Below are 21485 nucleotides of genomic sequence, written 5' to 3'. Positions count from 1 at the left end.
CAGCACGATGGACGCACCCAACCCGATCCAGATCCAGAAGTACCTCTCGGGCATCGACTACCCCGCCTCGAAGGACACGATCGTCGAGACCGCGGAGAAGGAGGGCGCGGACGGCGACGTCCTCGAGGCCCTCCGTGCGATCCCGGACGGCGACTACGAGAAGCCCACCGACGTGAGCTCGGCCGTCTCGAAGGTCTGACCCCCTCCGCGGGACGCCGCTCCGGTGCACGGCACGCCGTGCCTGTCGTACCGGAGCGGCGTCCCGCGAGCGGCGATCGGCCGGCGCGGAGAGCCGGGGTCAGGCGGAGGCGTGCTCGCGCTCGCGCAGGACGCCGGACTCGAGCGCCTGGAACGACAGCACCTTGTAGCCCTCGGACTCGAAGAAGATCGTCGCCCGGTCGGCCTCCACGCTCATCACGGTGCCGGCGCCCCACTCGCGGTGCTCCACCGACTCGTCGACGCTCAGAGGGGCGTCCACGGGCGCCTCGACGGTCACGCCGCTCGCCTCGTGCCGCTCGCAGCCGTCGCAGTTGCCGCACCACTCGGCCGACTCCACGCCGAAGTAGTCCAGCAGGACTCGGCGGCGGCACTGGCTGGTCTCCGCGTACGCGCGCATCATCGACAGGCGCGACTCCGCGATCCGCTCGCGGGAGGCCAGAGCCTCCTTCACCGCGTGCACGGCCTCGTCGCCGGAGGCCTCGCGCGTGGCGCGCAGACCGGAGCCGGTCTCCACCAGCCCCGCGTCCGCGAGATCGTTGACGATCCGGGCGATCGTGCGGGCCGGCTTCCCCAGCTCCTTCGCGAGAGCCGCGGAGTCCAGCCCCGGCTGCTCCGAGACGGCCGCCCAGATCACGCGCAGCGCGGCCTTGTCGACCGAGCGCTTGGCAAAGAAGCGGCGGAGACCCAGATCCTCGGCGCGGTAGTGCAGCGCGCCCGTCGCCGGCTCGCCGTCGCGGCCCGCGCGGCCGATCTCCTGGTAGTACGCGTCGAGCGACTCGGTGGTCGTCGCGTGCAGCACGAAGCGGACGTCGGCCCGGTCGATGCCCATCCCGAAGGCCGAGGTCGCGACGACGACGTCGAGCTCGCCAGCGCGCCACTGCTCGTGCACGACCTTGCGCTCGGACACCTTGAGTCCGGCGTGGTACGCCGCGACCCGGCGCCCCTCCGCCGCGATGTCGGCCGCGTAGGCCTCCGTCTCCTTGCGGGTGGCGACGTAGACCAGGCCCGGAGCCGTCCAGCTGCGGGCCTCCTCGACCACGGCGGCGCGCTTCTCGTTCTCGCTCTCGTGGCGGTGCACCACCAGCCGGATCTCCGGACGGTCGACGCCGTGCACCTGGATCTCGGGGTCGGTCATCCGGAGGCGCTCGATGATCTCGTCGCGCACCGGCCCGGAGGCGGTGGCGGTCATCGCGAGCACCGGCGGGTCTCCGAGCTCGCCGCGCACATCGGCCAGGCGGAGGTAGTCGGGGCGGAAGTCGTGGCCCCAGGAGGAGACGCAGTGCGCCTCGTCGACGACCAGGAGCGACACTCCCGCGGCCGCCAGACGCGCCACGTTCTCGGGCTTGGCGAGCTGCTCGGGCGCCAGGAGCACGTAGAGCGGGCCGCCCTCGTCGATCCGGTCCCAGGCGCGGGCGACGGCCGCGGCGCCCTGGGAGGAGTTGATCGCGACGGCGGGCGGGGCCGCCGGAGCCGCCTCGATCGCGGCGAGCTGGTCGGCCTGCAGGGCGACGAGCGGGGAGACGACCAGGACGACGCCGCCGCGCTCGGCTCCGGCGATCTGGTAGACCGCGGACTTGCCGCCGCCCGTCGCCAGCACCAGCAGCGTGTCGCGCCCGGAGGCGGCCGACTCGATCGCCTCGCGCTGACCGGGGAGCAGCGACGACCAGCCGAAGTCCTCCCGGGCGATGCGGCTGACGGAGTCGGTGCGGGAGGAGTTCATAGCTCGACGCTACGACCAGACGGCCCCGGAGGCAGTCCGCTTGACAGCGCCGGGGAGCACGGTGAAGGCGCGTCGCCCGGCCTCACGGCCCGCCTCTGCCCCCTCGTCCCCGCGCTGTCAACGTCCTGCGGAGGGGCCCGTCGCGTGCTGGGCTGGGGCCCCGACGAGAGGAGCCGACATGGCCGACCAGAACGTGAACGAGGACCTTCCCGGATCCGGCGGCGACGCCGTCCCGAACACCGGCGGCGCGCAGACGGTGCTGCCCGGCGAGAACGCGGCCGACGCCTCCGCCGCGGGGGCCGCTCCCGGGGGCACCGCGATGGACCGCGGCGTCACGGACGCCGTGACCGACGGTGACAGCGGAGGAGACACCGTCTCCGGCCACGCCGACCTGCCGGACGAGACCGAGGGCGCGGTCGGCAGCGACCCGGCGAGCGCCGACTGACGTCCCGCTCGGACGCGTCCGGCCCGCCGGATCCGAGGATCCTTGCGGGCCGGAGGCGCTCTACCCTCCGCGGAGGAGGACTCGGGCTCAGCGCCGGACGACCACCGGGTTGAACAGCGTGCCGATGCCCTCGACGTCCACCGCGACGGTGTCGCCGTTCGCGATCGGCCCGACGCCGGCGGGCGTCCCGGTGAGGATCACGTCCCCGGGGAGCAGCGTGAAGATGCGCGAGACGTAGGCCACGAGCTCGGGCACCCCGTGGATCATGTCGCCGGTGCTGCCCGACTGCTGCACGCGCCCGTTGACGCGCGTCTCGATCGCGCTCTCGTTCCAGACGAACTCGGTCTCGATGACCGGGCCGAGCGGGCAGAAGGTGTCGTAGCCCTTCGCCCGCGCCCACTGGCCGTCGGAGCGCTGGAGGTCGCGCGCAGTGACGTCGTTGGCGATGGTGTACCCGAAGACCACGTCCTCGTAGTCCTCCGCGCGGACGTTGCGGGCCACGGCGCCGATCACGATCGCCAGCTCGCCCTCGAACTCCACCAGCTGGCTGTCCTCGGGGAGGACGATCGCCTCGTCCGGGCCGATGACCGACGTGTTCGGCTTGAGGAACACCAGCGGCTCCGCCGGGGCGTCACCGCCCATCTCAGCCGCGTGGTCGGCGTAGTTCTTCCCGATGCCGACGACCTTGGAGCGCGGGATCACCGGCGCGAGGAGCTTCGCCTCCGCGATCGGGATGCGCTCCCCCGTGGTGTCGAACCCGGCGAACATCGGGTCGCCGGCGAGCACGACCAGGTCGTCCTCGTCCACGATCCCGAAGTGGATCGCTCCCCCGTTGTCCCCGTCGCGCTGCGTGGCGAATCGTGCGATCTTCATGCGTCCAGCCTCGTCATCCATCCGTGCGTGTCCTCGCGGCGTCCGTACTGGATGCCGGTCAGCTCCTCGCGGAGCGACATCGTGAGCTCCCCGGCGGGCGCGCCCTCGCGGCCGACGGAGAAGCCCTCGCCCTTGAGCTCGGCGATCGGGGTGATCACGGCGGCGGTCCCGCAGGCGAACACCTCGACCACGTCGCCGGAGGCCACTCCGTCGCGCCACTCGTCGATGCTCACGCGGCGCCGCTCGACGCGGTGGCCGCGGTCCTCGGCGAGCTGCAGGACGCTGTCGCGCGTGATGCCCTCGAGGATCGAGTCCGATTCCGGGGTGACCAGCGTGCCGTCCTTCTTCACCAGCACCACGTTCATGCCGCCGAGCTCCTCGATCCACTGCGACTCCTGCGAGTCGAGGAAGAGGACCTGCGCGCAGCCGTGGCTGTAGGCCTCCTGCTGCGGAAGGAGGGAGGAGGCGTAGTTGCCGCCCGTCTTCGCCGCTCCCGTGCCGCCCTTGCCCGCCCGGGCGTAGGAGGTGGAGAGCCAGATCGACACGGGGGCGACCCCGCCCGAGAAGTAGGCGCCGGCGGGGCTGGCGATCACGTAGTAGCCGACGTCCTCGGCCGCGCGCACGCCGAGGAACGCCTCCTGCGCGAACATGAACGGGCGCAGGTAGAGGCTGGTCTCCGGCTCCGAGGGGACCCAGTCGCCGTCGACCGCGATCAGCTGCCGCAGCGACTCGACGAAGAGGTCCGTCGGGAGCTCCGGCAGCGCGAGACGGCGGGCCGAGCGCTGCAGGCGGCGCGCGTTCGCCTCCGGGCGGAAGGTCCAGACGGAGCCGTCCTCGTGGCGGTAGGCCTTCATCCCCTCGAAGATCTCCTGCGCGTAGTGCAGGACGGCGGCGGCGGGGTCGAGCGCGAGCGGGCCGTAGGGCTCGACGCGGGCGCTGTGCCAGCCGTCCGCGCGGGTCCAGCGGAGGCCGACCATGTGGTCGGTGAAGTGCATGCCGAAGCCGGGGTTCGCGAGGATCCGGGCGCGCTCCTCGGCGGAGCGGGGCGCGGGGGCGGCGGTCACCTCGAACGCGAGGTCGGCGGGGGCGGAGTCGGTGCTCATCGTTGTGGTGTCCTTCTGCGGGGGATCAGCGGAGGCGGGCGACGACGGAGTCGCCGATCGCGGCCGTGGAGCGCGGGGTGCCGTCGCGCGACTCGATGTCGGCGGTCACGGCCGCGGTGACGCGGGCGGCCTCGTCGCTCCGGCCGAGGTGGTCCAGCAGCATCGCGGCCGAGAGGATCGCGGCGGTCGGGTCGGCGAGCTGCCGTCCTGCGATGTCGGGCGCGGATCCGTGGACCGGCTCGAACATGCTGGGGAACGCGCCGTCGGGGTTGATGTTGCCCGAGGCCGCGAGTCCGATGCCGCCGCTGATCGCGCCGGCCAGATCGGTCAGGATGTCGCCGAAGAGGTTGTCGGTGACGATGACGTCGAACCTAGCAGGGTCGGTCACGAGGAAGATCGTGGCGGCGTCCACGTGGAGGTAGTCGACGGCCACGTCCTCGAAGGCGGCCCCCACCTCGTCGACGATCCGCTTCCAGAGCGAGCCGGAGAAGACGAGGACGTTCGTCTTGTGGACGAGCGTCAGCCGGGAGCGGCGCGTGCGGGCGAGCTCGAACGCGTGTCGGACGACGCGCTCGACCCCGTAGGCGGTGTTGACCGACACCTCGTTGGCGACCTCGTGCGGGGTGCCCTGCCGGATCGAGCCGCCGGTACCGACGTAGGGCCCCTCCGTGCCCTCGCGGACGACCACGAAGTCGACCTCGCCGGGAGCCGCGAGCGGCGAGGGGACGCCCGCGTAGAGACGGGTCGGCCGCAGGTTGACGTAGTGGTCGAGCTCGAAGCGCAGCCGCAGGAGCAGCCCGCGCTCGATGTTCGCGTCCCGGAGGCGCGGGTCCCCCGGTGCTCCGCCGACGGCGCCCAGGAGGATCGCGTCGTGCCCCGCGATCGCCGCGAGGTCCTCGTCGGTGAGGACGTCGCCGGTCTCGAGGTAGCGGGCGGCGCCGAGCGAGAAGGTGGTCGTCTCGAGCACCAGGTCGGAGTCGGCGGTGACGGCGTCGAGGACCTTGACGGCCTCGGCGGTCACCTCGGGCCCGATCCCGTCTCCGGGGATGACGGCGAGCTTCACGGTGCGGGGCATGGCGGTCCTCAGGCGTACGGGGTCGGAGTCCCCCCAGCGTACTCGCGGCCCGCCCGCGCCGCGGTCCGGGGCACGCGCCCCCGTCGGGCTGGCGAGGGCCGCCCGGGAGGCGCTGCGCGTCCCGGGCGGCCTCCCTCGGGAGGAGAGGAGGAGCGTCAGCTCCGGCGGAGGCGCCAGGCGCCGACCGCGGCGGCGGCCAGCACGAGGACGACACCGAGCCAGGCCGACCAGCCGACGCCCGAGTCGAACGCCGCGCTCGCCGACGCGACGAGGCTCGCGGCGGAGTCGGCGGGCAGCTCGCCGGCGACCGAGACGGCGCCGCCGAGGGTCTCCCCGGCCCGCTGCGCCTGCGCGGCGTCGAGGCCCTCGGGCAGCACGACTCCCCCGCGGTACACGGCGGTGAGGACCGTGCCGAGCGTCGCGGTGCCGAGGACGGCACCGAGCTCGTAGGCGGTCTCGGAGACGGCGGAGGCCGCACCGGCCTTGTCGGCGGGCGCGTTGGCCAGGATCAGCTCGTTCGACACCGTCTCGGCCGCACCGATGCCCAGGCCGAGGAACGCGAAGGCGACGGCGACGGTGAGCGCGGACGCTCCTCCGGGCGCCCCGCTGCCGAGGGCCAGCAGGATGTACCCGACGGCCGAGACCAGCAGTCCGGCCGGGACGACGAGGCGCGGAGCGACGCGGCGCGCGATCGGCACAACGCCGAGCCCGGCCAGGATCATCACGGCGAGGCCCGGCACGAGCACGAGGCCCGCCTCCAGGGGCGAGAGCCCGACCACGAGCTGCAGGTGCTGCGAGAGGAAGAAGAGCCCGCCGACCAGCGCGGTGACGCTGAGGAGGTTGACCACGATCGCCGCACTGAACGAGCCGCGGCGGAAGAGCGAGAGATCGAGCATCGGCGAGGCCCGGCGCTGCTGGCGGCGGACGAACAGAACTCCCGAGACGACGCCCACGACGAGCGCCGCGACGCCGACCGCGTCGATCCCGTGCTCGGCGAAGGACTTCACCGCGTAGACGACCGGCGCCATGGTCGCCAGCGACAGCAGGATGCTGACCACGTCGACCGGGCCGGGCTGCGGGTCGCGCGACTCCGGCACCAGGATCGGCACCAGGACGACCAGCGGGAGCAGCACGGGCACCGCGAGCAGGAACACCGACCCCCAGGGGAAGTGCTCGAGCAGCACGCCGCCGACCAGCGGGCCGATGCCCGAGCCCACGGCGAAGCCGGTCGCCCAGATCGCGATCGCGAGGCGGCGCTGGTCGCGGTCGGGGAAGACGCTGCGCAGGAGCGAGAGCGTCGAGGGCATCAGCATCGCGCCGAAGAAGCCCAGTGCCGCGCGGGCGCCGATGAGCGCCGCGGCGGTGGGAGCGAACGCGGCCACGACCGAGACGGCGGCGAAGCCGACCGCGCCGACCAGCAGGAGGCGCCGCCGCCCGACGCGGTCGCCGAGACTGCCCATCGCCACCAGCAGGCCCGCGAGCACCAGCGGGTAGGCGTCGACGATCCACAGCAGCTCGGTGCCGGAGGGGCCCAGATCCTCGGCGATCGAGGGGAGCGCGAAGTTCAGCACCGTGTTGTCGACCGAGACCAGCAGCACCGGGAGCATCAGCACCGCGAGCGCCACCCAGGCGCGTCGCCCGACCCGGTCGGCGGCGCCGGCGGTGTCGTGGGTGGAGACGGGAGCGGTGCGCGCGGACACGGGGACGACCTTTCAGAGGAGAACGGAGAGAGTATACCGTCCAGCCGGTACAGTCGCCACTGATCCGCCGTAGGATGGTCGCCGTGCCTCCTGCCCCCGCCCGCGACCGCGTCCTCGACGCGTTCGAGCAGCTCCTCATCGAGCAGGGCGAGCGCGCCGCGACCCTCGACGCCGTCGCCCGCGAGGCCGGAGTCTCCAAGGGCGGGCTGCTCTACCACTTCCCCTCGAAGGACGCCCTCGTCGACGGGCTCCTGCAGCGCCTCGACGCGCGGCGGGAGGCGGACGTCGCGCAGAGCCTCGCCGCTCCCGAGGGCGTGGTCGCCTACCTGCTGCGCACCTCCTTCGCCGCCGACTCGGCCTTCGACCGCACGATCCTCGCCGTGTCGCGCATCGCGCAGGGGCACGACGAGCGCGCCAGCGGCGGCCTCGCGCGGATCCACGACAGCTGGAACGAGGTGGTCGCCGACGCCGTGGGCGACCCGCTCGTCGCCCGGGCGATCGTCCTGATGAGCGACGGGCTCTACTACAACTCCGCCCTGCTCCCCACGGGCTCGCAGTCGCGCGGCGAGGCCGAGGACGTCCTCGCGGTCGTCCAGCGCCTCCTCGGGAGCTGAGCCGCGCCGCCCGGCGGACCCGCTACAGCTCGACGACCCCGTCGATCAGGGTCACCGTCGCGCCGCCGATCCAGATCGCGCCGTCCGTGCTCTCGACGCGCACGCGCCCGGCTCGGCCCAACGCCGCCCCCTGAGCGGCCGTGTAGCGCTCGGGCAGCACGCCGCTGCCGATCAGCCACTGGGCGATCCCCGCATTGAGGCTCCCCGTCACCGGGTCCTCGGACACACCGGCGTCGGGGATGAACGCCCGCACCTCGACCGCGCACTCGCCTCCCGCCGGATGCTCGCCCACGACGCCGACGGGGAGCCCGGCGAGGAGAGCCTGGTCCGGCCGCAGCGCGAGGACCTGCTCCGCCGACGCGAGCCGCACGGCCAGCCAGCCGGGACCGTTGTCGACCCACGCGTGGTCGAGGATCTCCGCGCGCGGGATCCGCAGAGCCGCAGCCACCCGCTCGAGCGTCGCCTCGTCGACCGGTCCGGTCCGCCGGCGGGGCGGGGCGGCGAAGGCGATGCCCTCCTCCGTCACCCGCAGTCGGACGAGACCCGCGGCGCACTCCTGCACGAGCTCCCCCGCCGCGCGGGCCGTCCCTCCGGCCGCGAGCCAGGCGTGCGCGCTCCCGAGGGTCGGGTGCCCGGCGAAGGGCAGCTCCCCGCCCGGCGTGAAGATCCGCAGCCGGTAGTCGGCCGCGGGGTCGCTCGGGCGGAGGAGGAAGGTCGTCTCGGAGAGGTTCGTCCAGCGCGCGAACTCCGCCATCGCGGCGTCGCCCACGCCGTCGCCGTCGACGACGACCGCCACCGGGTTGCCCCGGAACGGCGCGGCGCCGAAGACGTCGACCTGAGCGAACCGCCGCGTGCTCACTGCTCGGTGATGTCGATCTCCTGCATGAGGTCGGCGTCGATCGCGACGCGGACCTTCTCGAGCAGGCCGTCCGGGGCGGGGGAGTCGATGGTGATCACCGAGAGCGCCTTGCCGCCCGCCTCGGTGCGCGCGATCTGCATGCCCGCGATGTTGACCGCGGCGTCGCCGAACTCGCGGCCGTAGACCGCGACGATCCCGGGGCGGTCGACGTAGCTCATGACGACGAGGTGCTTCGCGAGGGGGACCTCGACGTCGTAGCCGTTGATCGCCACGATCTTCTCGACCTGCTTGGTGCCGGTCAGCGTGCCCGAGACCGAGATCTGCGAGCCGTCCGAGAGCGCGCCGCGCAGCGTGATCACGTTGCGGTACTCGTCCGAGACCGGCTCCGTGATCAGGCGCACCTCGATGCCGCGCTGCTCCGCGAGCACCGGCGCGTTGACGTAGGACACCGTCTCCGAGACCACGTTGGTGAACACGCCCTTGAGAGCCGCCAGCTTGAGGACCTTCACGTCGTAGCCGGCCAGCTCGCCTCGCACCTCGACGTCGATGGAGGTGACCGGCGAGTCCGCGAGGCCCGAGAAGACCTGGCCGAGCTTCTCGACCAGCGGGATGCCGGGGCGCACGTACTCGTCGATCACGCCGCCGGCGACGTTCACGGCGTCCGGCACGAGCTCACCCGAGAGCGCGAGGCGCACCGAGCGGGCGACCGAGACGCCGGCCTTCTCCTGCGCCTCGTCGGTCGAGGCCCCGAGGTGCGGAGTGACGACCACGTTCTCGAGGGCGAGCAGCGGCGATCCGGTCGGCGGCTCCTTGACGAACACGTCGAGCCCGGCGCCGGCGATGGTCTTCGCGACGAGCGCGCGGTGCAGCGCGTCCTCGTCGATGAGGCCGCCGCGGGCCACGTTCACGATGAACGCCGACGGCTTCATCAGCGCCAGCTGATCGTCCGAGATCATGCCCGTCGTCTCGGGGGTCCTCGGCATGTGGATCGTGATGAAGTCGCTCTCGGCCAGCAGCTCCTCCAGGGAGAGGAGCGTGACGCCGAGCTGCTGCGCGCGGGCGCTGGTCACGTAGGGGTCGTAGGCGACGACGTTCACACCGAAGGCCTGCAGGCGCGCGGTGATCAGCGCGCCGATGCGGCCGAGGCCGATGATGCCGACGGTCTTCTCGTAGAGCTCGACGCCCGTGTACTTCGAGCGCTTCCAGAGGCCCTGCGCGAGCGCGCTGTGCGCGGCGGGGATGTGGCGGGCGAGGCTCAGGATGTGGCCGACGGTGAGCTCGGCGGCCGAGATGATGTTCGAGGTCGGCGCGTTCACGACCATGACGCCCGCGGCGGTCGCGGCGGTGATGTCGACGTTGTCCAGGCCCACACCGGCGCGGGCGATCACCTGGAGCGAGGGGGCCGCGGCGATCGCCTCCGCGTCGACCTGCGTCGCGGAGCGCACCAGGATCGCGTGCGCTGTGGCGAGGGCCTCGAGCAGCGCCGGGCGGTCGGTGCCGTCCACGGAGCGGATCTCGAAGTCGGGACCGAGCGCGTCCACGGTGGCGGGCGAGAGTTCTTCGGCGATCAGGACGACCGGCTTTGTCACGAGAGGCGCTTCCTTCGGAGAGGGGACGGAGCGGGCACCGAGGCGGGGGCGTCGGCAGCCCCCCGACACTGTAGCGGAGGGGTGGGCGCGCCCCGCGCCGTGTGACGCCGCCGGTCAGCTCAGCGAGACCAGGCTCTCGACGCCGAGGACGAGCTGCACGTCGAGCGAGAGCGCCGCCGAGAGGCAGAGGGCCGCCGCGAGCAGTCCGACGCGCGCCGGGAGCCCCCGGCGGCGCCCGAGCAGGACGGCGGCGACGAAGCAGGCGACCGGCAGCACCAGGCCGAGCAGGAGCACCGCCCAGCCCGTCGGATTCAGATCGGTGCCGAGGGAGGCCGCGTAGCTGCGCAGGCCGATCAGGTTGCCGACCGCCTCCCAGACGTCCCAGGCGAAGAAGAGCGCGAACACCACGGCGGCGAGGACGGAGGCGGCCGGGCGCCGGCCGGGCCGGTCGCGCCGGCCGGTCCCGCCGAGGGTGGCCCGGGTCGAGTCGGTCATCAGGCCCCCTTCAGGAACGGCAGCGGAGCGAGGAGGACGAGTCCGGCGACCAGCCAGAGCACGCGGATGCGCACCCGGGCGTCGCGGGTGGCGAGGAGCGCCACGGCGAACCACACCGGCGGCGCCAGGACCGCCAGCCAGAGCCCGAGCGAGTAGAGGGCGCCGCCGAGCGCATCGCCCGCGAAGCCGGCCGTGGCGACCGGCGACTGCCGCGTCGCCGTGATCGCCCAGGCGATGGCGTACAGGAGGTAGAGGCCGGCCGCGATGCCCGCGGCGATCAGCAGAGCGGACGAGGACGCGGCCTCGTCGTCGGGGTCCTCGTCCTCGGAGTCGTCGTCGTCCGAGCCGTCGTCCGCCGGGCCCGCCCCCGCGACCGTGCGGGGCGTCCGGCGCACGCGCGCCGTCCCCGCGGCGAGCGTCGGGTCCGCGCCCTCGCCCGCCCACTCCAGGGCCTCGTCGTCGGCGTCGTCCTCCGGGCCGGCGTCCGGCCCGCGGTTCACCGGCGGGGTCGCCGCGTCGTCGTCCTCCGGGGAGCGGCCCGGTCCACCATCGATCACCGCAACACCCTAGCCGCGCGCACCTCGCAGGAGGCTCAGAGCCCGCCGCCGCCTCCCCGACACCCGGCGGACACCCCGCGTCCTCCCCCGGGGGCGAGGCTGAGCGGATGGACGACCGCCGCCGCCGCTTCGTCGCCCTCGGCGACTCCTTCACGGAGGGGGTCGGCGACCCGCACCCGCGCCTGCCGAACGGAGTGCGCGGCTGGGCCGACCGCGTCGCCGAGCGCCTGGCGAAGGCCGAGCCGGGCTGGGAGTACGCGAACCTCGCCGTCCGCTCGAAGCGCCTCGCCCAGATCACCGAGGACCAGCTCGCGCCCGCCCTCGCGCTCCGCCCCACCCTGATCACGCTGTACGCCGGCGGCAACGACATCCTCGACCTCGGCACCGACACCGTCGATCTGATCACCCGCTACGAGGCGCTCGTCGACGCGCTCGCGACCACCGGCGCCTCCCTCGTGCTTTTCACCGGCGTCGACATCCCGGGACTGCCCGCCCCGCGGATGTTCCTGCGCCGCAACCACCTCTACAACAGCGCCGTCCGCCGGATCGCCCGCGAGCGGGGCGCGATCCTCGTCGACTACTGGGCGATGCGGGAGTTCCACTCCCCCGTGCTCTGGTCGCCCGACCGGATGCACCTCTCCAAGCGCGGCCACCGCGTCCTGGCCGGCCGCGTGCTCGACACGCTCGGCGTGCCGCACACGATCTCGACCGGGCCCTGGGACGCTCCCGAGCCGCTCCGCCTCCGCGCGCGGCTGCGCGAGCAGCGCCGCTGGGCCGCCGACTGGGTCCTCCCCCTCGTCGGCCGCAAGCTGCGCCGGGTCACGCTCGGCGACCACCTCTCGCCCCGGTGGCCGGACCCCGTCCTCGTCCCGCCGAAGGGCGGTCTCCGCCGTCTCGTCCGCGAGCTCGAGCGGTAGTCGCGCCCCGGACGCGGAGGAGCCCCGGCCCGGCGAGGGGATCCCGGTGGACGGGTCCCTCGTCGGGCCGGGGCTCCCCCGGTCGACGCGGTGCGACTAGCGCGCGACGCTGCCGTCGGTGTAGTCCTCGTCGGTCTGCTTCCAGGCGAAGAGCTTGCGCAGCTCGCGGCCGGTCTCCTCGATCGGGTGCTTCTCGCCCTTGGCGCGCAGCTCCTGGAACTCGGGTCCGCCCGCGTCCTGGTCGCCGATGAAGCGCTTCGCGAAGGCGCCGCTCTGGATGTCGCCGAGGACGGCCTTCATGTTCTCCTTCACGCGCGGGTCGATGACGCGCGGGCCGGAGACGTAGTCGCCGTACTCGGCGGTGTCGGAGACGCTCCAGCGCTGCTTGGCGATGCCGCCCTCCCACATGAGGTCGACGATGAGCTTGAGCTCGTGCAGCACCTCGAAGTAGGCGATCTCGGGCTGGTAGCCGGCCTCGACGAGCGTCTCGAAGCCGTACTGGACGAGCTGCGAGGTGCCGCCGCAGAGCACGGCCTGCTCGCCGAACAGGTCGGTCTCGGTCTCCTCGGTGAAGGTGGTCTTGATGACGCCGGCGCGGGTGCCGCCGATGGCCTTCGCGTAGGACTTCGCGGTCTCCCAGGCGGTACCGGTCGCGTCGTTCTCGACGGCGATGATGTCCGGGATGCCGCGGCCGGCGACGAACTCGCGGCGCACGGTGTGGCCGGGGGCCTTCGGCGCGATGAGGATGACGTCGACGCCCGCGGGCGCCTCGATGTAGCCGAAGCGGATGTTGAAGCCGTGCGCGAAGGCGAGGGTCTTGCCCTCGGTCAGCGCGGAGGCGATCTGCTCGCTGTAGATCGCGCGCTGGTGCTGGTCCGGCGCGAGGATCATGATCAGGTCGGCCCAGGCCGCGGCGTCGGCGACGCTCTTGACCTCGAAGCCGTCGTCCTCGGCCTTGGCGGTCGACTTCGACCCCTCCTTCAGCGCGATGACGACCTGGACGCCGGAGTCGCGGAGGTTCTGCGCATGCGCGTGGCCCTGCGAGCCGTAGCCGACGATCGCGACCTTCTTGGACTGGATGATGGAGAGGTCGGCGTCGGCGTCGTAGATGAGCTCGGTCACGTGGTGAGTCCTTTTCTGTAGTGGAGAGTTCGCGGTCAGTTCTTGAAGACGCGCTCGGTGATCGACTTGGAGCCGCGCCCGATGGCGAGCAGGCCCGACTGCGCGATCTCCTTGATGCCGTAGGGCTCGATCACCCGCAGGAACGCGTTGGTCTTGCCGGTGTCGCCGGTGACCTCGATCACCAGGGCGTCCGTCGCGACGTCGACCACGCGGGCGCGGAAGAGCGTGACGGCCTCGAGCACCTGCGATCGCGTGACGTTGTCGACGCGGACCTTGACGAGCAGGTGCTCGCGCTGGACCGACTGGTCGGTGTCGAGCTCGACGATCTTGATCACGTTGACGAGCTTGTTGAGCTGCTTCGTGACCTGCTCGAGCGGCAGGTCCTCGACGTCCACGGCGACCGTGATGCGCGAGAGCCCGGCCAGCTCGGTCGGACCGACCGCCAGCGACTCGATGTTGAAGCCGCGGCGGGCGAACAGCCCGGCGACACGGGTGAGCAGTCCCGGCTTGTCCTCGACGAGCAGGGAGAGAACGTGGTGCGTCATGCGGGTCTACTCCTCGTCGTCCCAGGTCGGGCTGTGGTCTCGGGCGTACTGGACGTAGCTGTTGGACACGCCCTGCGGGACCATCGGCCAGACCATGGAGTCGCGGCTGACGACGAAGTCGATCACCACGGGCCGGTCGTTGGTGGCGATGGCGAGGCGGATGGCGTCGTCGATCTCCTCCGGCTTCGTGACGCGGATGCCGAGCGCGCCGTAGGCGTCGGCGAGCTTCACGAAGTCGGGCACCCGGACGGTGTCGTGACCCGTGTTGAGGTCGGTGTTGGAGTAGCGGCCCTCGTAGAACAGGGTCTGCCACTGGCGCACCATGCCGAGCGAGGAGTTATTGATCACCGCGACCTTGATCGGGATGTCGTTGATCGTGCAGGTGGCGAGCTCCTGATTGGTCATCTGGAAGCAGCCGTCGCCGTCGATCGCCCACACGGTGCGCTCGGGCTCGCCGACCTTGGCGCCCATCGCCGCGGGCACGGAGTAGCCCATGGTGCCGGCGCCGCCGGAGTTCAGCCACGAGTTGGGGCGCTCGTACTTGATGAACTGCGCCGCCCACATCTGGTGCTGGCCGACGCCGGAGGCGAAGACGCCCTCGGGGCCGGTGATCTCGCCGATGCGCTTGATGACGTACTGCGGCGAGAGCAGGCCGTCGTTCGGCTCGGTGTAGCCGAGCGGGAACTCCGTCTGCAGGCCCTTGAGGTAGCTCCACCACTCGGAGGTGTCGGCGCGGCCGTCGGCGGAGGCCTTGGCGAACGCGTCGGTGAGGTCCGGGAGGACGTCCTTGAGGTCGCCCACGATCGGCACGTCGGCGGTGCGGATCTTGGAGATCTCGGCCGGGTCGATGTCGACGTGCACGACCTTGGCGTGGGGCGCGAAGAGCGCCGCCTTGCCGGTCACGCGGTCGTCGAAGCGCGAGCCCAGCGCGAGGATCAGGTCCGCCTCCTGCAGCGCGAGCACCGCGGGGACGGTGCCGTGCATGCCGGGCATGCCCAGGTGCTGCTCGTGCGAGTCCGGGAACGCTCCGCGCGCCATCAGCGTGGTCACCACGGGGGCGCCGCAGGCCTCGGCGAACGCCTTCAGCTCGGCGGCCGCGCGGGCGCGGATGATGCCGCCGCCCACGTAGAGCACCGGCTTCCGCGACTCGACCAGCAGCTGGGCCGCGGCCTGGATCTGCTTGCCGTGGGCCTTCGTGACCGGACGGTAGCCGGGCAGGTCGATCTTCGGCGGCCAGAGGAACGGCGCCTGGTCCTGCTGCGCGTCCTTCGTGATGTCGACCAGCACGGGGCCGGGGCGGCCGGTGGTGGCGATCAGCGCGGCGGAGGCGAGGGCCGAGGGGATGTCCTCGGGACGCGTCACGAGGATGGAGTGCTTCGTGATCGGCATCGTGATGCCGACGATGTCCGCCTCCTGGAACGCGTCGGTCCCCATGAGCGTCGAGAACACCTGGCCGGTGATCGCGAGCATCGGGACGGAGTCCATGTAGGCGTCCGCGATCGCGGTGACCAGGTTGGTCGCTCCGGGGCCCGAGGTCGCGATGCAGACGCCGAGCTTGCCGGTCGCCGAGGCGTAGCCCTCGGCGGCGTGGCCGGCGCCCTGCTCGTGGCGGACCAGGATGTGCCGGATCTTCGAGGAGTCCATCAGCGGGTCGTAGACCGGGAGGATCGCGCCTCCGGGAAGGCCGAAGACGTCCTCGATCCCGAGCATCTCGAGCGAGCGGACGACCGCCTGCGCTCCGGTGAGGATCTCGGCCGCGGGGGCGGCCGCGGGAGCGTGGGCGGGTCGGGGTGGCTGGGGCGTCGGTGCGGGCTGCACGGCGGACGGATCCGGAGTCATGCGGGTGTCGATTCCTTCAGGAGGTGGTGCGGCGGCGGGCAGAGCCGGAGGCGAGTGCCCGGGAACGCGAGTGCGCGGCCGGCCGGAGCGGGCCGGGTCACCCGGTGACGGCGCCCTCGGCTGCCGAGCGGACGAGCTTGGCGTACTTGGCGAGGACACCGCGGGTGTAGCGCGGAGGGAGAGGGGCCCAGCCTTCTCGGCGGGCGGCGAGCTCGGACTCGTCGACGAGTAGGTCGATCGAGCGAGCGGCGATGTCGACCCGAATCGGGTCTCCGTCGCGAACGAATGCGATGGGACCTGCGTCCACCGATTCGGGAGCTATGTGGCCGATGCACAGGCCGGTTGTGCCGCCTGAGAATCGTCCGTCCGTCAACAGTAGTACATCTTTTCCGAGCCCGGCCCCCTTGATGGCGGCGGTGATGGCGAGCATCTCGCGCATGCCGGGGCCGCCCTTGGGGCCCTCGTACCGGATGACCACCACGTCGCCCTTCTCGATCCGGCCCTCGGTCAGGGCGTCCATCGCGGCGCGCTCGCGCTCGAACACGCGGGCCGGACCCTCGAAGACGGAGGCGTCGAAGCCGGCGGTCTTGACGACCGCGCCCTCGGGGGCGAGCGAGCCCTTGAGGATGGTGAGCCCGCCGGTCGCGTGGATCGGGTTGTCGAGGGTGCGGATGACCTCGCCGTCCAGCGGCGCGATGTCCATCGCGGCGAGGTTCTCGGCGACCGTCCTCCCGGTGACCGTCAGGCAGTCGCCGTGGAGCAGCCCGGCGTCCAGGAGCGCCTTCATCACGGCCGGGACGCCGCCGTGGCGGTCGACGTCGTTCATGACGTACTTGCCGAAGGGCTTGAGGTCGCCGATGTGCGGGATCGTGTCGCCGATGCGGTTGAAGTCGTCGATCGTGAGGTCGACCTCGGCCTCGTTGGCGATCGCGAGCAGGTGCAGGATGACGTTGGTCGACCCGCCGAAGGCCATCGCCACCGCGATCGCGTTCTCGAACGCCTCCTTGGTGAGGATGTCGCGGGCCGTGGTGCCGTTGCGCAGCAGCTCGACGACGGCCTCGCCGGACTTGCGGGCGAAGTAGTCGCGGCGGCGGTCGGCGGCGGCGGGCGAGGCGGAGCCGGGCAGGCTCATGCCGAGCGCCTCGGCGACGCTGGCCATGGTGTTGGCGGTGTACATGCCACCGCAGGATCCCTCGCCCGGGGCGAAGGCGCACTCGATGCGCTTGGCGTCCTCCTCGGACATGATCCCGGCCTTGACGCCGCCGACGGCCTCGAAGGAGTCGATGATCGTTATGTCCTTCTCGGTGCCGTCCGAGAGCTTGACCCAGCCCGGTGCGATCGAGCCGGCGTAGACGAACACGGCGGCGAGGTCGAGGCGGGCCGCGGCCATCAGCATGCCGGGCAGCGACTTGTCGCAGCCGGCCAGCATGACGGTGCCGTCCAGGCGCTCGGCCATCATCACGGTCTCGACGGAGTCGGCGATGACCTCGCGGGAGACGAGCGAGAAGTGCATGCCCTCGTGGCCCATCGAGATGCCGTCCGAGACGGAGATGGTGCCGAACTGGAGCGGGTAGCCGCCGCCGGAGTGCACGCCCTCCTTCGCGGAGCGCGCGAGGCGCTCGAGCGAGAGATTGCAGGGGGTGATCTCGTTCCACGAGGACGCGATGCCGATCTGGGGCTTCTCCCAGTCGTCATCGCCCATCCCGACCGCCCGCAGCATCCCGCGCGACGTCGTGGCCTCGATGCCGTCCGTGACGGTGCGCGAGCGGGGCTTCCAATCGATTTCCGGCATGCGATGAGGCTACCGCCTCGCGCGCGGTGCCCCTGCTCGCCGGGCGGACCCGGACCGGCCCGCGCACCCGTTCCTGCCCCGGCCTCCGGCAGCGGCACCGGACGCGGACGTCCCCGCGGATCTCCGACTCGTCGCGAACGGCCGCTCCCCGCGTCGGCGGACGGCCGTCCTCGGCGAGTCGGCGATCCGGGACCCGCCGGCGCTGACCGCCGGAAGGGGGCTGCTACTCCGCGCGCAGGTCGGCCAGCAGCCGGAGTGCGTGCGCGACCTGCTCGGGACCGCGGACCCGGTAGGAGGCCGCGGTGGCGCCCTCGCCGCTCTTGATGCCGACGTCGCCGGAGCCGAGGACCGCGAAGGCGTCCTCGTCCGTCACGTCGTCGCCCGCGTAGAGGACGGCGGTCGCGCCGGTGTAGCGGCGGAGGTGCTGCACGGCCTCGCCCTTGGTGGTCGAGCGGACCGAGAACTCCAGGACGTTCTTGCCCTCGCGGACGGTGACCCCCTGCACCTCGGCGCGCGCCTCGGAGAGGGCGACGACGTGGGCGACGCGGCTGTGGCGCTCGGTCGCGAGGCGGGTGTGCAGGGCGAAGCCGGCCGGCTTGTCCTCGATCCAGACGTTGTCGATCCCGCGGGCGATGCCCTTCAGGACGTCCTCGAGCACTCCCACCTTCTCGAGCTCGTCGTCGTCGAGCCGGACCGCGTCCTCCTCGGGGTCGAGGCGGATCTCGATGCCGTGGGAGCCGACCAGCAGCGCCTCGTCCGGCAGCTGCGAGACCTCCTCCAGGCTCCCGAGCGCCCGGCCGGAGACCAGCGCGACCCTGGTGCCGGGGAGGGCGAGGAGCCGCAGCACGGCCTCGCGCGCCTCGGGGAGCGCCCGCGCGCGGGCGGGGTCGTCGACCTCGGGCGCGAGGGTGCCGTCGAAGTCGAGGGCCACCAGGAGCCGTTCGGTCGCGGCGAGCTCCCGCAGCGCCGCCGCGAGCCGCTCGGGCACTCCCTCGCTCATCGCGCGCCGCCGTCGAGCTCGCGGTCGTCGGCGGCCTCCCGCTCGAGCTCGGCCGCCTGTCCGTGGGCCGCGTCGTCGCGGTGCTCGGCCTCCTGGCCGTGCGGCGCCTCCTGCCCGCGGGCGGCGGGCCGCACGTCGAGCTGCTGGCCGGCCGCGTGCTCCGCGAGAGCGGAGAGGAACGACTCGGACCAGCGCGCCACGTCGTTCTCGAGCACGCGGCGACGGAGCGCGCGCATGCGCCGGGTGCGCTCGACGCGCGGCATCCGCGCCGAGGCCTCCATCGCGTCCTTCAGCCCCGAGATGTCGTGCGGGTTCACCTGCACGGCCTGCTTGAGCTCGTCGGCCGCTCCGGCGAACTCGCTCAGCACGAGCACGCCGTCGTTGTCGAAGCGGGACGCGACGTACTCCTTCGCGACGAGGTTCATCCCGTCGCGCAGCGCCGTGACGAGCATGACGTCGGCGGCGAGGTAGAGCGCCACCATCTCCTCGCGCGGGTAGCCGTGGTGGAGGTAGCTGATCGCCGGGTGCCCGAGCGTGCTGTAGTCGCCGTTGATCCGGCCGACCTGCAGCTCGATGTCGTCGCGCAGCTGCCGGTAGGTGTCCACGCGCTCGCGGCTCGGGCTCGCGACCTGGACCAGCACCGCGTCCTCGGAGGTGAGGCGGCCGTCCGCCAGGAGCTCGCCGAAGGCCTTCAGGCGGTGGCCGATCCCCTTGGTGTAGTCGAGCCGGTCGACGCCGAGCATGATCGTCGCGGGGTTGCCCAGCTCGGCGCGGATCTCGGCGGCGCGGGCCTGGATCTCGGGGGTGCGCGCCATCGCCTCGAACGACGCGGAGTCGATCGAGATCGGGAAGTGCCGGGCGACGACCGGGCGCACGCTCGCCCCGCGCCGCGAGCGGTTGACGCGGCGGGTGCCGCCGACGGCCTCCTCCTCGACCGGGACCTCGACGACCGTGCTGCGGGTGTCGTAGCCCAGCAGGCGCCGGACCGCGCGGAGGAAGCTGCCCGCGTCTCCCTGGCGCTGGAAGCCGATCACGTCGGCGCCGAGCAGGCCCTCAACGATCTGCCGGCGCCACGGGAGCTGCGCGAAGATCCCGTAGGGCGGGAACGGGATGTGGTTGAAGAAGCCGATCGTGACGTCGGGCCGGAGCTCCCGCAGCATCTTGGGCACGAGCTGGAGCTGGTAGTCCTGCACCCAGACCACGCCGTCCTCCTCCGTCACGGCCGCGGCCGCCTCGGCGAAGCGCTGGTTGACCCGCACGTAGGCGTCCCACCAGTCGCGGTGGTAGGTCGGGGGCGCGATCACGTCGTGGTACAGCGGCCAGAGCGTGTCGTTCGAGAAGCCCTCGTAGTAGTCCTCGAGCTCCTGCGCACTGAGGGCGACCGGGACGATCTGCACGCCGTTGTCGACGAACGGGGCGACCTCCTCGTCGGCCACGCCGGGCCAGCCGACCCAGGCGCCCTCGTTCGCACGCATCACGGGCTCGAGCGCGGTGACCAGCCCGCCGGGCGAGGTCTTCCAGGAGGCGGTGCCGTCCTCGGCCACGACGCGGTCCACGGGGAGGCGGTTCGAGACGACCACGAACGCGTTGCGCTCGGTTCCTCCCGAGGTCCCGGCGTCGGTCCTGTCAGCGGCGGAGGAGGCGGAGGCGGAGTGCGGAGGAATGGTGGTCCCTTTTCGTCGGTCGAGCCGTCGTCGTGCCCGTCGAGGCTATCAGCCGGCCCCGCTCGGGGGACGGGGGATCAGCCCTGCACGAGGGCGAGGGCGAGCGTCGCTCCGCCCACCGTCGGGACGACCGCGACGAGTCCGAGGAGCGCGTACTGGCGCCACGAGACGTGCACGCCCAGCGCGGTCAGCCTCTGGTGCCAGAGCAGGGTGGCGAGCGAGGCCCACGGGGTGATCAACGGTCCGGCGTTCACGCCGATCAGCAGGGCGACCAGGCGGAGCGGATCCGCCGCGACGGGCTCGAGGGCGAGGTAGGCGGGCAGGTTGTCGACCAGGTTGGAGGCGACCGCGCCGGAGCCGGCGAGGCGCAGCAGGTCGAGCGTCCCGCTCCCCTCCCCCGCGACCACGGCGAGCGCCGCGCCCAGCCCGAGCTGGTGCGCCGCCTCCATCGCCACGAAGAGGCCCGCCGCGAAGACGACGAGCTGCCACGGCAGGAGGGCGGGCGTGAGCGCCGCGGGACGGCGCACCGCGAAGAGGACGATCAGCGCGACCGCGGCGACCGTCGCCGGGATCCACACCTCGAGGCCCGAGACGAGCGCCGGCAGGAGCAGCGCCACGACGGTCCCCGCGCCGATGAGCAGCACCCGGTCCTCCACCGGCGTCCGCTCCCCCGGGGTGTAGCGCCCGGCCAGCTCGCGCCGGTAGCGGATCGCGAGGATCAGCACGGGCACGACGGCCGCGACGAGCGCGGGCACCGCGGTCAGCGCGGCGAAGGCGAAGGGGCCCTCGACCCCCAGGCGCCGCTGCGCGAGCAGGTTGGTGAGGTTCGAGACGGGGAGGAGGAGGGAGGCGCAGTTCGCCAGCCAGACCGTGGCCATCGCGAACGGCAGGGGCGGGACGCGCACGTGCGCCGCGAGCAGGACCACGACCGGGGTCAGGAGCACGGCGGTCGTGTCGAGCGAGAGGAACACCGTGCTGACGACGGCCATCGCCACCACCAGCAGCCAGAGCACCGCGGTCCGCCCGCGGCCCCACTCGGCGGAGCGCTCGGCGACCACGGTGAAGACGCCGGCCTCGGAGGCCAGCTCGGCGACCACGGTCACCGCGACCACGAAGCCGAGGATCGGCGCCGTCCGCTCGACCAGCTCGCCCAGCGCGTCCATCGGGAGGACCCCCGTGACGACGGCCACCGCCCCGACGACGAGCAGCACCGCCCCGATCACAGCCGTGCGCATGTCGTTCCCGTTCTCCTCGGCGTGCCCCGGCTCGAGGATTCGGGTCCCGGCGGCGGTCCACCGTAGCGGGACAACCCCTCGGTGCTGTCAAGCGTTCCTCTGAGAGCTTTCGCACCCGCTAG

20 protein-coding genes are annotated in these 21485 nt (G+C 72.8%); 4 read left to right on the top strand and 16 right to left on the bottom strand.

Going from position 1 to position 21485, the window contains the following annotated elements; all coding sequences use genetic code 11:
- The first annotated feature begins 7 nt into the window (after positions 1-7).
- Positions 8-199 carry a DUF2795 domain-containing protein gene (locus C5C53_RS05920; RefSeq protein ID WP_104223528.1) on the top strand — a complete coding sequence of 64 codons (192 nt, stop codon included), beginning with the start codon at positions 8-10 and terminating at the stop codon, positions 197-199.
- A gap of 99 nt (positions 200-298) precedes the next feature.
- Here C5C53_RS05920 and C5C53_RS05915 read toward each other — a convergent pair whose 3' ends face one another.
- The gene (locus C5C53_RS05915; RefSeq protein WP_104223529.1) at positions 299-1939 is read right to left on the bottom strand and encodes a RecQ family ATP-dependent DNA helicase; all 1641 of its coding nucleotides are present in this window, start codon (positions 1937-1939) and stop codon (positions 299-301) included.
- A gap of 178 nt (positions 1940-2117) precedes the next feature.
- On the opposite strand from C5C53_RS05915, the gene C5C53_RS05910 reads away from it, so the two are divergent.
- Entirely contained in the window at positions 2118-2384 is a 267-nt protein-coding gene (locus C5C53_RS05910) for a hypothetical protein (protein ID WP_104223530.1), read from the top strand.
- 87 nt (positions 2385-2471) lie between these two features.
- Here the strand turns inward: C5C53_RS05910 and C5C53_RS05905 are convergent, their stop codons facing one another.
- The 4 genes from C5C53_RS05905 to C5C53_RS05890 form a co-directional block, all read right to left on the bottom strand.
- Positions 2472-3257, bottom strand: a complete 786-nt coding sequence (locus C5C53_RS05905; RefSeq protein ID WP_104223531.1) for a fumarylacetoacetate hydrolase family protein — start codon at positions 3255-3257, stop codon at positions 2472-2474.
- Entirely contained in the window at positions 3254-4360 is a 1107-nt protein-coding gene (locus C5C53_RS05900) for a branched-chain amino acid aminotransferase (RefSeq protein WP_104239273.1), read from the bottom strand. Before C5C53_RS05900 ends, C5C53_RS05905 begins: the two co-directional genes overlap by 4 nt.
- A gap of 25 nt (positions 4361-4385) precedes the next feature.
- A complete protein-coding gene (locus C5C53_RS05895) occupies positions 4386-5435 on the bottom strand; it encodes a 3-isopropylmalate dehydrogenase (RefSeq protein WP_104223533.1) in 1050 nt (349 codons plus the stop codon).
- A gap of 155 nt (positions 5436-5590) precedes the next feature.
- A complete protein-coding gene (locus C5C53_RS05890) occupies positions 5591-7135 on the bottom strand; it encodes an MFS transporter (RefSeq protein WP_258059394.1) in 1545 nt (514 codons plus the stop codon).
- Between the two features lie 74 nt (positions 7136-7209).
- Between C5C53_RS05890 and C5C53_RS05885 the strand changes: the two genes are divergently transcribed.
- Positions 7210-7749 carry a TetR/AcrR family transcriptional regulator gene (locus C5C53_RS05885; protein WP_208543367.1) on the top strand — a complete coding sequence of 180 codons (540 nt, stop codon included), beginning with the start codon at positions 7210-7212 and terminating at the stop codon, positions 7747-7749.
- 22 nt (positions 7750-7771) lie between these two features.
- Here the strand turns inward: C5C53_RS05885 and C5C53_RS05880 are convergent, their stop codons facing one another.
- The 4 genes from C5C53_RS05880 to C5C53_RS05865 form a co-directional block, all read right to left on the bottom strand.
- Positions 7772-8608: a PhzF family phenazine biosynthesis protein gene (locus C5C53_RS05880; RefSeq protein ID WP_104267060.1), complete on the bottom strand. Its 837-nt coding sequence runs from the start codon at positions 8606-8608 to the stop codon at positions 7772-7774.
- On the bottom strand, positions 8605-10197 hold the full coding sequence (serA, locus tag C5C53_RS05875; RefSeq protein WP_104223535.1) for a phosphoglycerate dehydrogenase: 1593 nt from the start codon (positions 10195-10197) through the stop codon (positions 8605-8607). The genes C5C53_RS05880 and serA overlap by 4 nt, the downstream gene beginning before the upstream one ends.
- 114 nt (positions 10198-10311) lie before the next feature.
- Entirely contained in the window at positions 10312-10692 is a 381-nt protein-coding gene (locus C5C53_RS05870; RefSeq protein ID WP_104267059.1) for a hypothetical protein, read from the bottom strand.
- Positions 10692-11249, bottom strand: a complete 558-nt coding sequence (locus tag C5C53_RS05865) for a DNA polymerase III subunit gamma/tau (protein WP_104267058.1) — start codon at positions 11247-11249, stop codon at positions 10692-10694. Before C5C53_RS05865 ends, C5C53_RS05870 begins: the two co-directional genes overlap by 1 nt.
- A 107-nt stretch (positions 11250-11356) precedes the next feature.
- Between C5C53_RS05865 and C5C53_RS05860 the strand changes: the two genes are divergently transcribed.
- Positions 11357-12166 carry an SGNH/GDSL hydrolase family protein gene (locus tag C5C53_RS05860; protein WP_104223538.1) on the top strand — a complete coding sequence of 270 codons (810 nt, stop codon included), beginning with the start codon at positions 11357-11359 and terminating at the stop codon, positions 12164-12166.
- A gap of 96 nt (positions 12167-12262) precedes the next feature.
- On the opposite strand, the gene ilvC is transcribed toward C5C53_RS05860, so the two are convergent.
- From ilvC to C5C53_RS05825, 7 genes are all read right to left on the bottom strand, one after another.
- Positions 12263-13288, bottom strand: a complete 1026-nt coding sequence (gene ilvC, locus C5C53_RS05855; protein ID WP_104223539.1) for a ketol-acid reductoisomerase — start codon at positions 13286-13288, stop codon at positions 12263-12265.
- 35 nt (positions 13289-13323) lie between these two features.
- A complete protein-coding gene (gene ilvN, locus C5C53_RS05850) occupies positions 13324-13833 on the bottom strand; it encodes an acetolactate synthase small subunit (RefSeq protein ID WP_104223540.1) in 510 nt (169 codons plus the stop codon).
- A 6-nt stretch (positions 13834-13839) separates the two neighbouring features.
- The gene (locus tag C5C53_RS05845; protein ID WP_104267057.1) at positions 13840-15672 is read right to left on the bottom strand and encodes an acetolactate synthase large subunit; all 1833 of its coding nucleotides are present in this window, start codon (positions 15670-15672) and stop codon (positions 13840-13842) included.
- Positions 15673-15769: 97 nt separating this feature from the next.
- Positions 15770-17464, bottom strand: coding sequence for a dihydroxy-acid dehydratase (ilvD, locus tag C5C53_RS05840; protein ID WP_104233215.1), 1695 nt, complete (start codon positions 17462-17464; stop codon positions 15770-15772).
- 223 nt (positions 17465-17687) lie between these two features.
- Complete coding sequence (otsB, locus tag C5C53_RS05835) at positions 17688-18464, bottom strand: trehalose-phosphatase (RefSeq protein ID WP_104267056.1); 777 nt, start codon at positions 18462-18464, stop codon at positions 17688-17690.
- On the bottom strand, positions 18461-20044 hold the full coding sequence (locus tag C5C53_RS05830) for a trehalose-6-phosphate synthase (protein WP_104250140.1): 1584 nt from the start codon (positions 20042-20044) through the stop codon (positions 18461-18463). The genes otsB and C5C53_RS05830 overlap by 4 nt, the downstream gene beginning before the upstream one ends.
- Before the next feature lie 161 nt (positions 20045-20205).
- Positions 20206-21363 (bottom strand): SLC13 family permease, encoded by a 1158-nt coding sequence (locus tag C5C53_RS05825; RefSeq protein WP_104247451.1) that lies wholly within the window; start codon positions 21361-21363, stop codon positions 20206-20208.
- Positions 21364-21485: the final 122 nt, after the last annotated feature.

This window comes from Rathayibacter sp. AY1E3 (assembly GCF_002932235.1).
Classification (GTDB): domain Bacteria; phylum Actinomycetota; class Actinomycetes; order Actinomycetales; family Microbacteriaceae; genus Rathayibacter.
This window is presented reverse-complemented; position numbering and strand designations above follow the sequence as displayed.

Excerpts from the sequence above, each read along its gene's own strand:
- ilvD (WP_104233215.1), bottom strand. The coding sequence starts at position 17,464 with ATGCCGGAAATCGATTGGAAGCCCCGCTCGCGCACCGTCACGGACGGC.
- C5C53_RS05900 (WP_104239273.1), bottom strand. The coding sequence starts at position 4,360 with ATGAGCACCGACTCCGCCCCCGCCGACCTCGCGTTCGAGGTGACCGCC.
- C5C53_RS05860 (WP_104223538.1), top strand. The coding sequence starts at position 11,357 with ATGGACGACCGCCGCCGCCGCTTCGTCGCCCTCGGCGACTCCTTCACG.
- C5C53_RS05870 (WP_104267059.1), bottom strand. The coding sequence starts at position 10,692 with ATGACCGACTCGACCCGGGCCACCCTCGGCGGGACCGGCCGGCGCGAC.
- C5C53_RS05920 (WP_104223528.1), top strand. The coding sequence starts at position 8 with ATGGACGCACCCAACCCGATCCAGATCCAGAAGTACCTCTCGGGCATC.
- C5C53_RS05885 (WP_208543367.1), top strand. The coding sequence starts at position 7,210 with ATGGTCGCCGTGCCTCCTGCCCCCGCCCGCGACCGCGTCCTCGACGCG.
- C5C53_RS05915 (WP_104223529.1), bottom strand. The coding sequence starts at position 1,939 with ATGAACTCCTCCCGCACCGACTCCGTCAGCCGCATCGCCCGGGAGGAC.
- otsB (WP_104267056.1), bottom strand. The coding sequence starts at position 18,464 with ATGAGCGAGGGAGTGCCCGAGCGGCTCGCGGCGGCGCTGCGGGAGCTC.
- C5C53_RS05905 (WP_104223531.1), bottom strand. The coding sequence starts at position 3,257 with ATGAAGATCGCACGATTCGCCACGCAGCGCGACGGGGACAACGGGGGA.
- C5C53_RS05895 (WP_104223533.1), bottom strand. The coding sequence starts at position 5,435 with ATGCCCCGCACCGTGAAGCTCGCCGTCATCCCCGGAGACGGGATCGGG.
- ilvN (WP_104223540.1), bottom strand. The coding sequence starts at position 13,833 with ATGACGCACCACGTTCTCTCCCTGCTCGTCGAGGACAAGCCGGGACTG.
- C5C53_RS05910 (WP_104223530.1), top strand. The coding sequence starts at position 2,118 with ATGGCCGACCAGAACGTGAACGAGGACCTTCCCGGATCCGGCGGCGAC.
- C5C53_RS05825 (WP_104247451.1), bottom strand. The coding sequence starts at position 21,363 with ATGCGCACGGCTGTGATCGGGGCGGTGCTGCTCGTCGTCGGGGCGGTG.
- C5C53_RS05845 (WP_104267057.1), bottom strand. The coding sequence starts at position 15,672 with ATGACTCCGGATCCGTCCGCCGTGCAGCCCGCACCGACGCCCCAGCCA.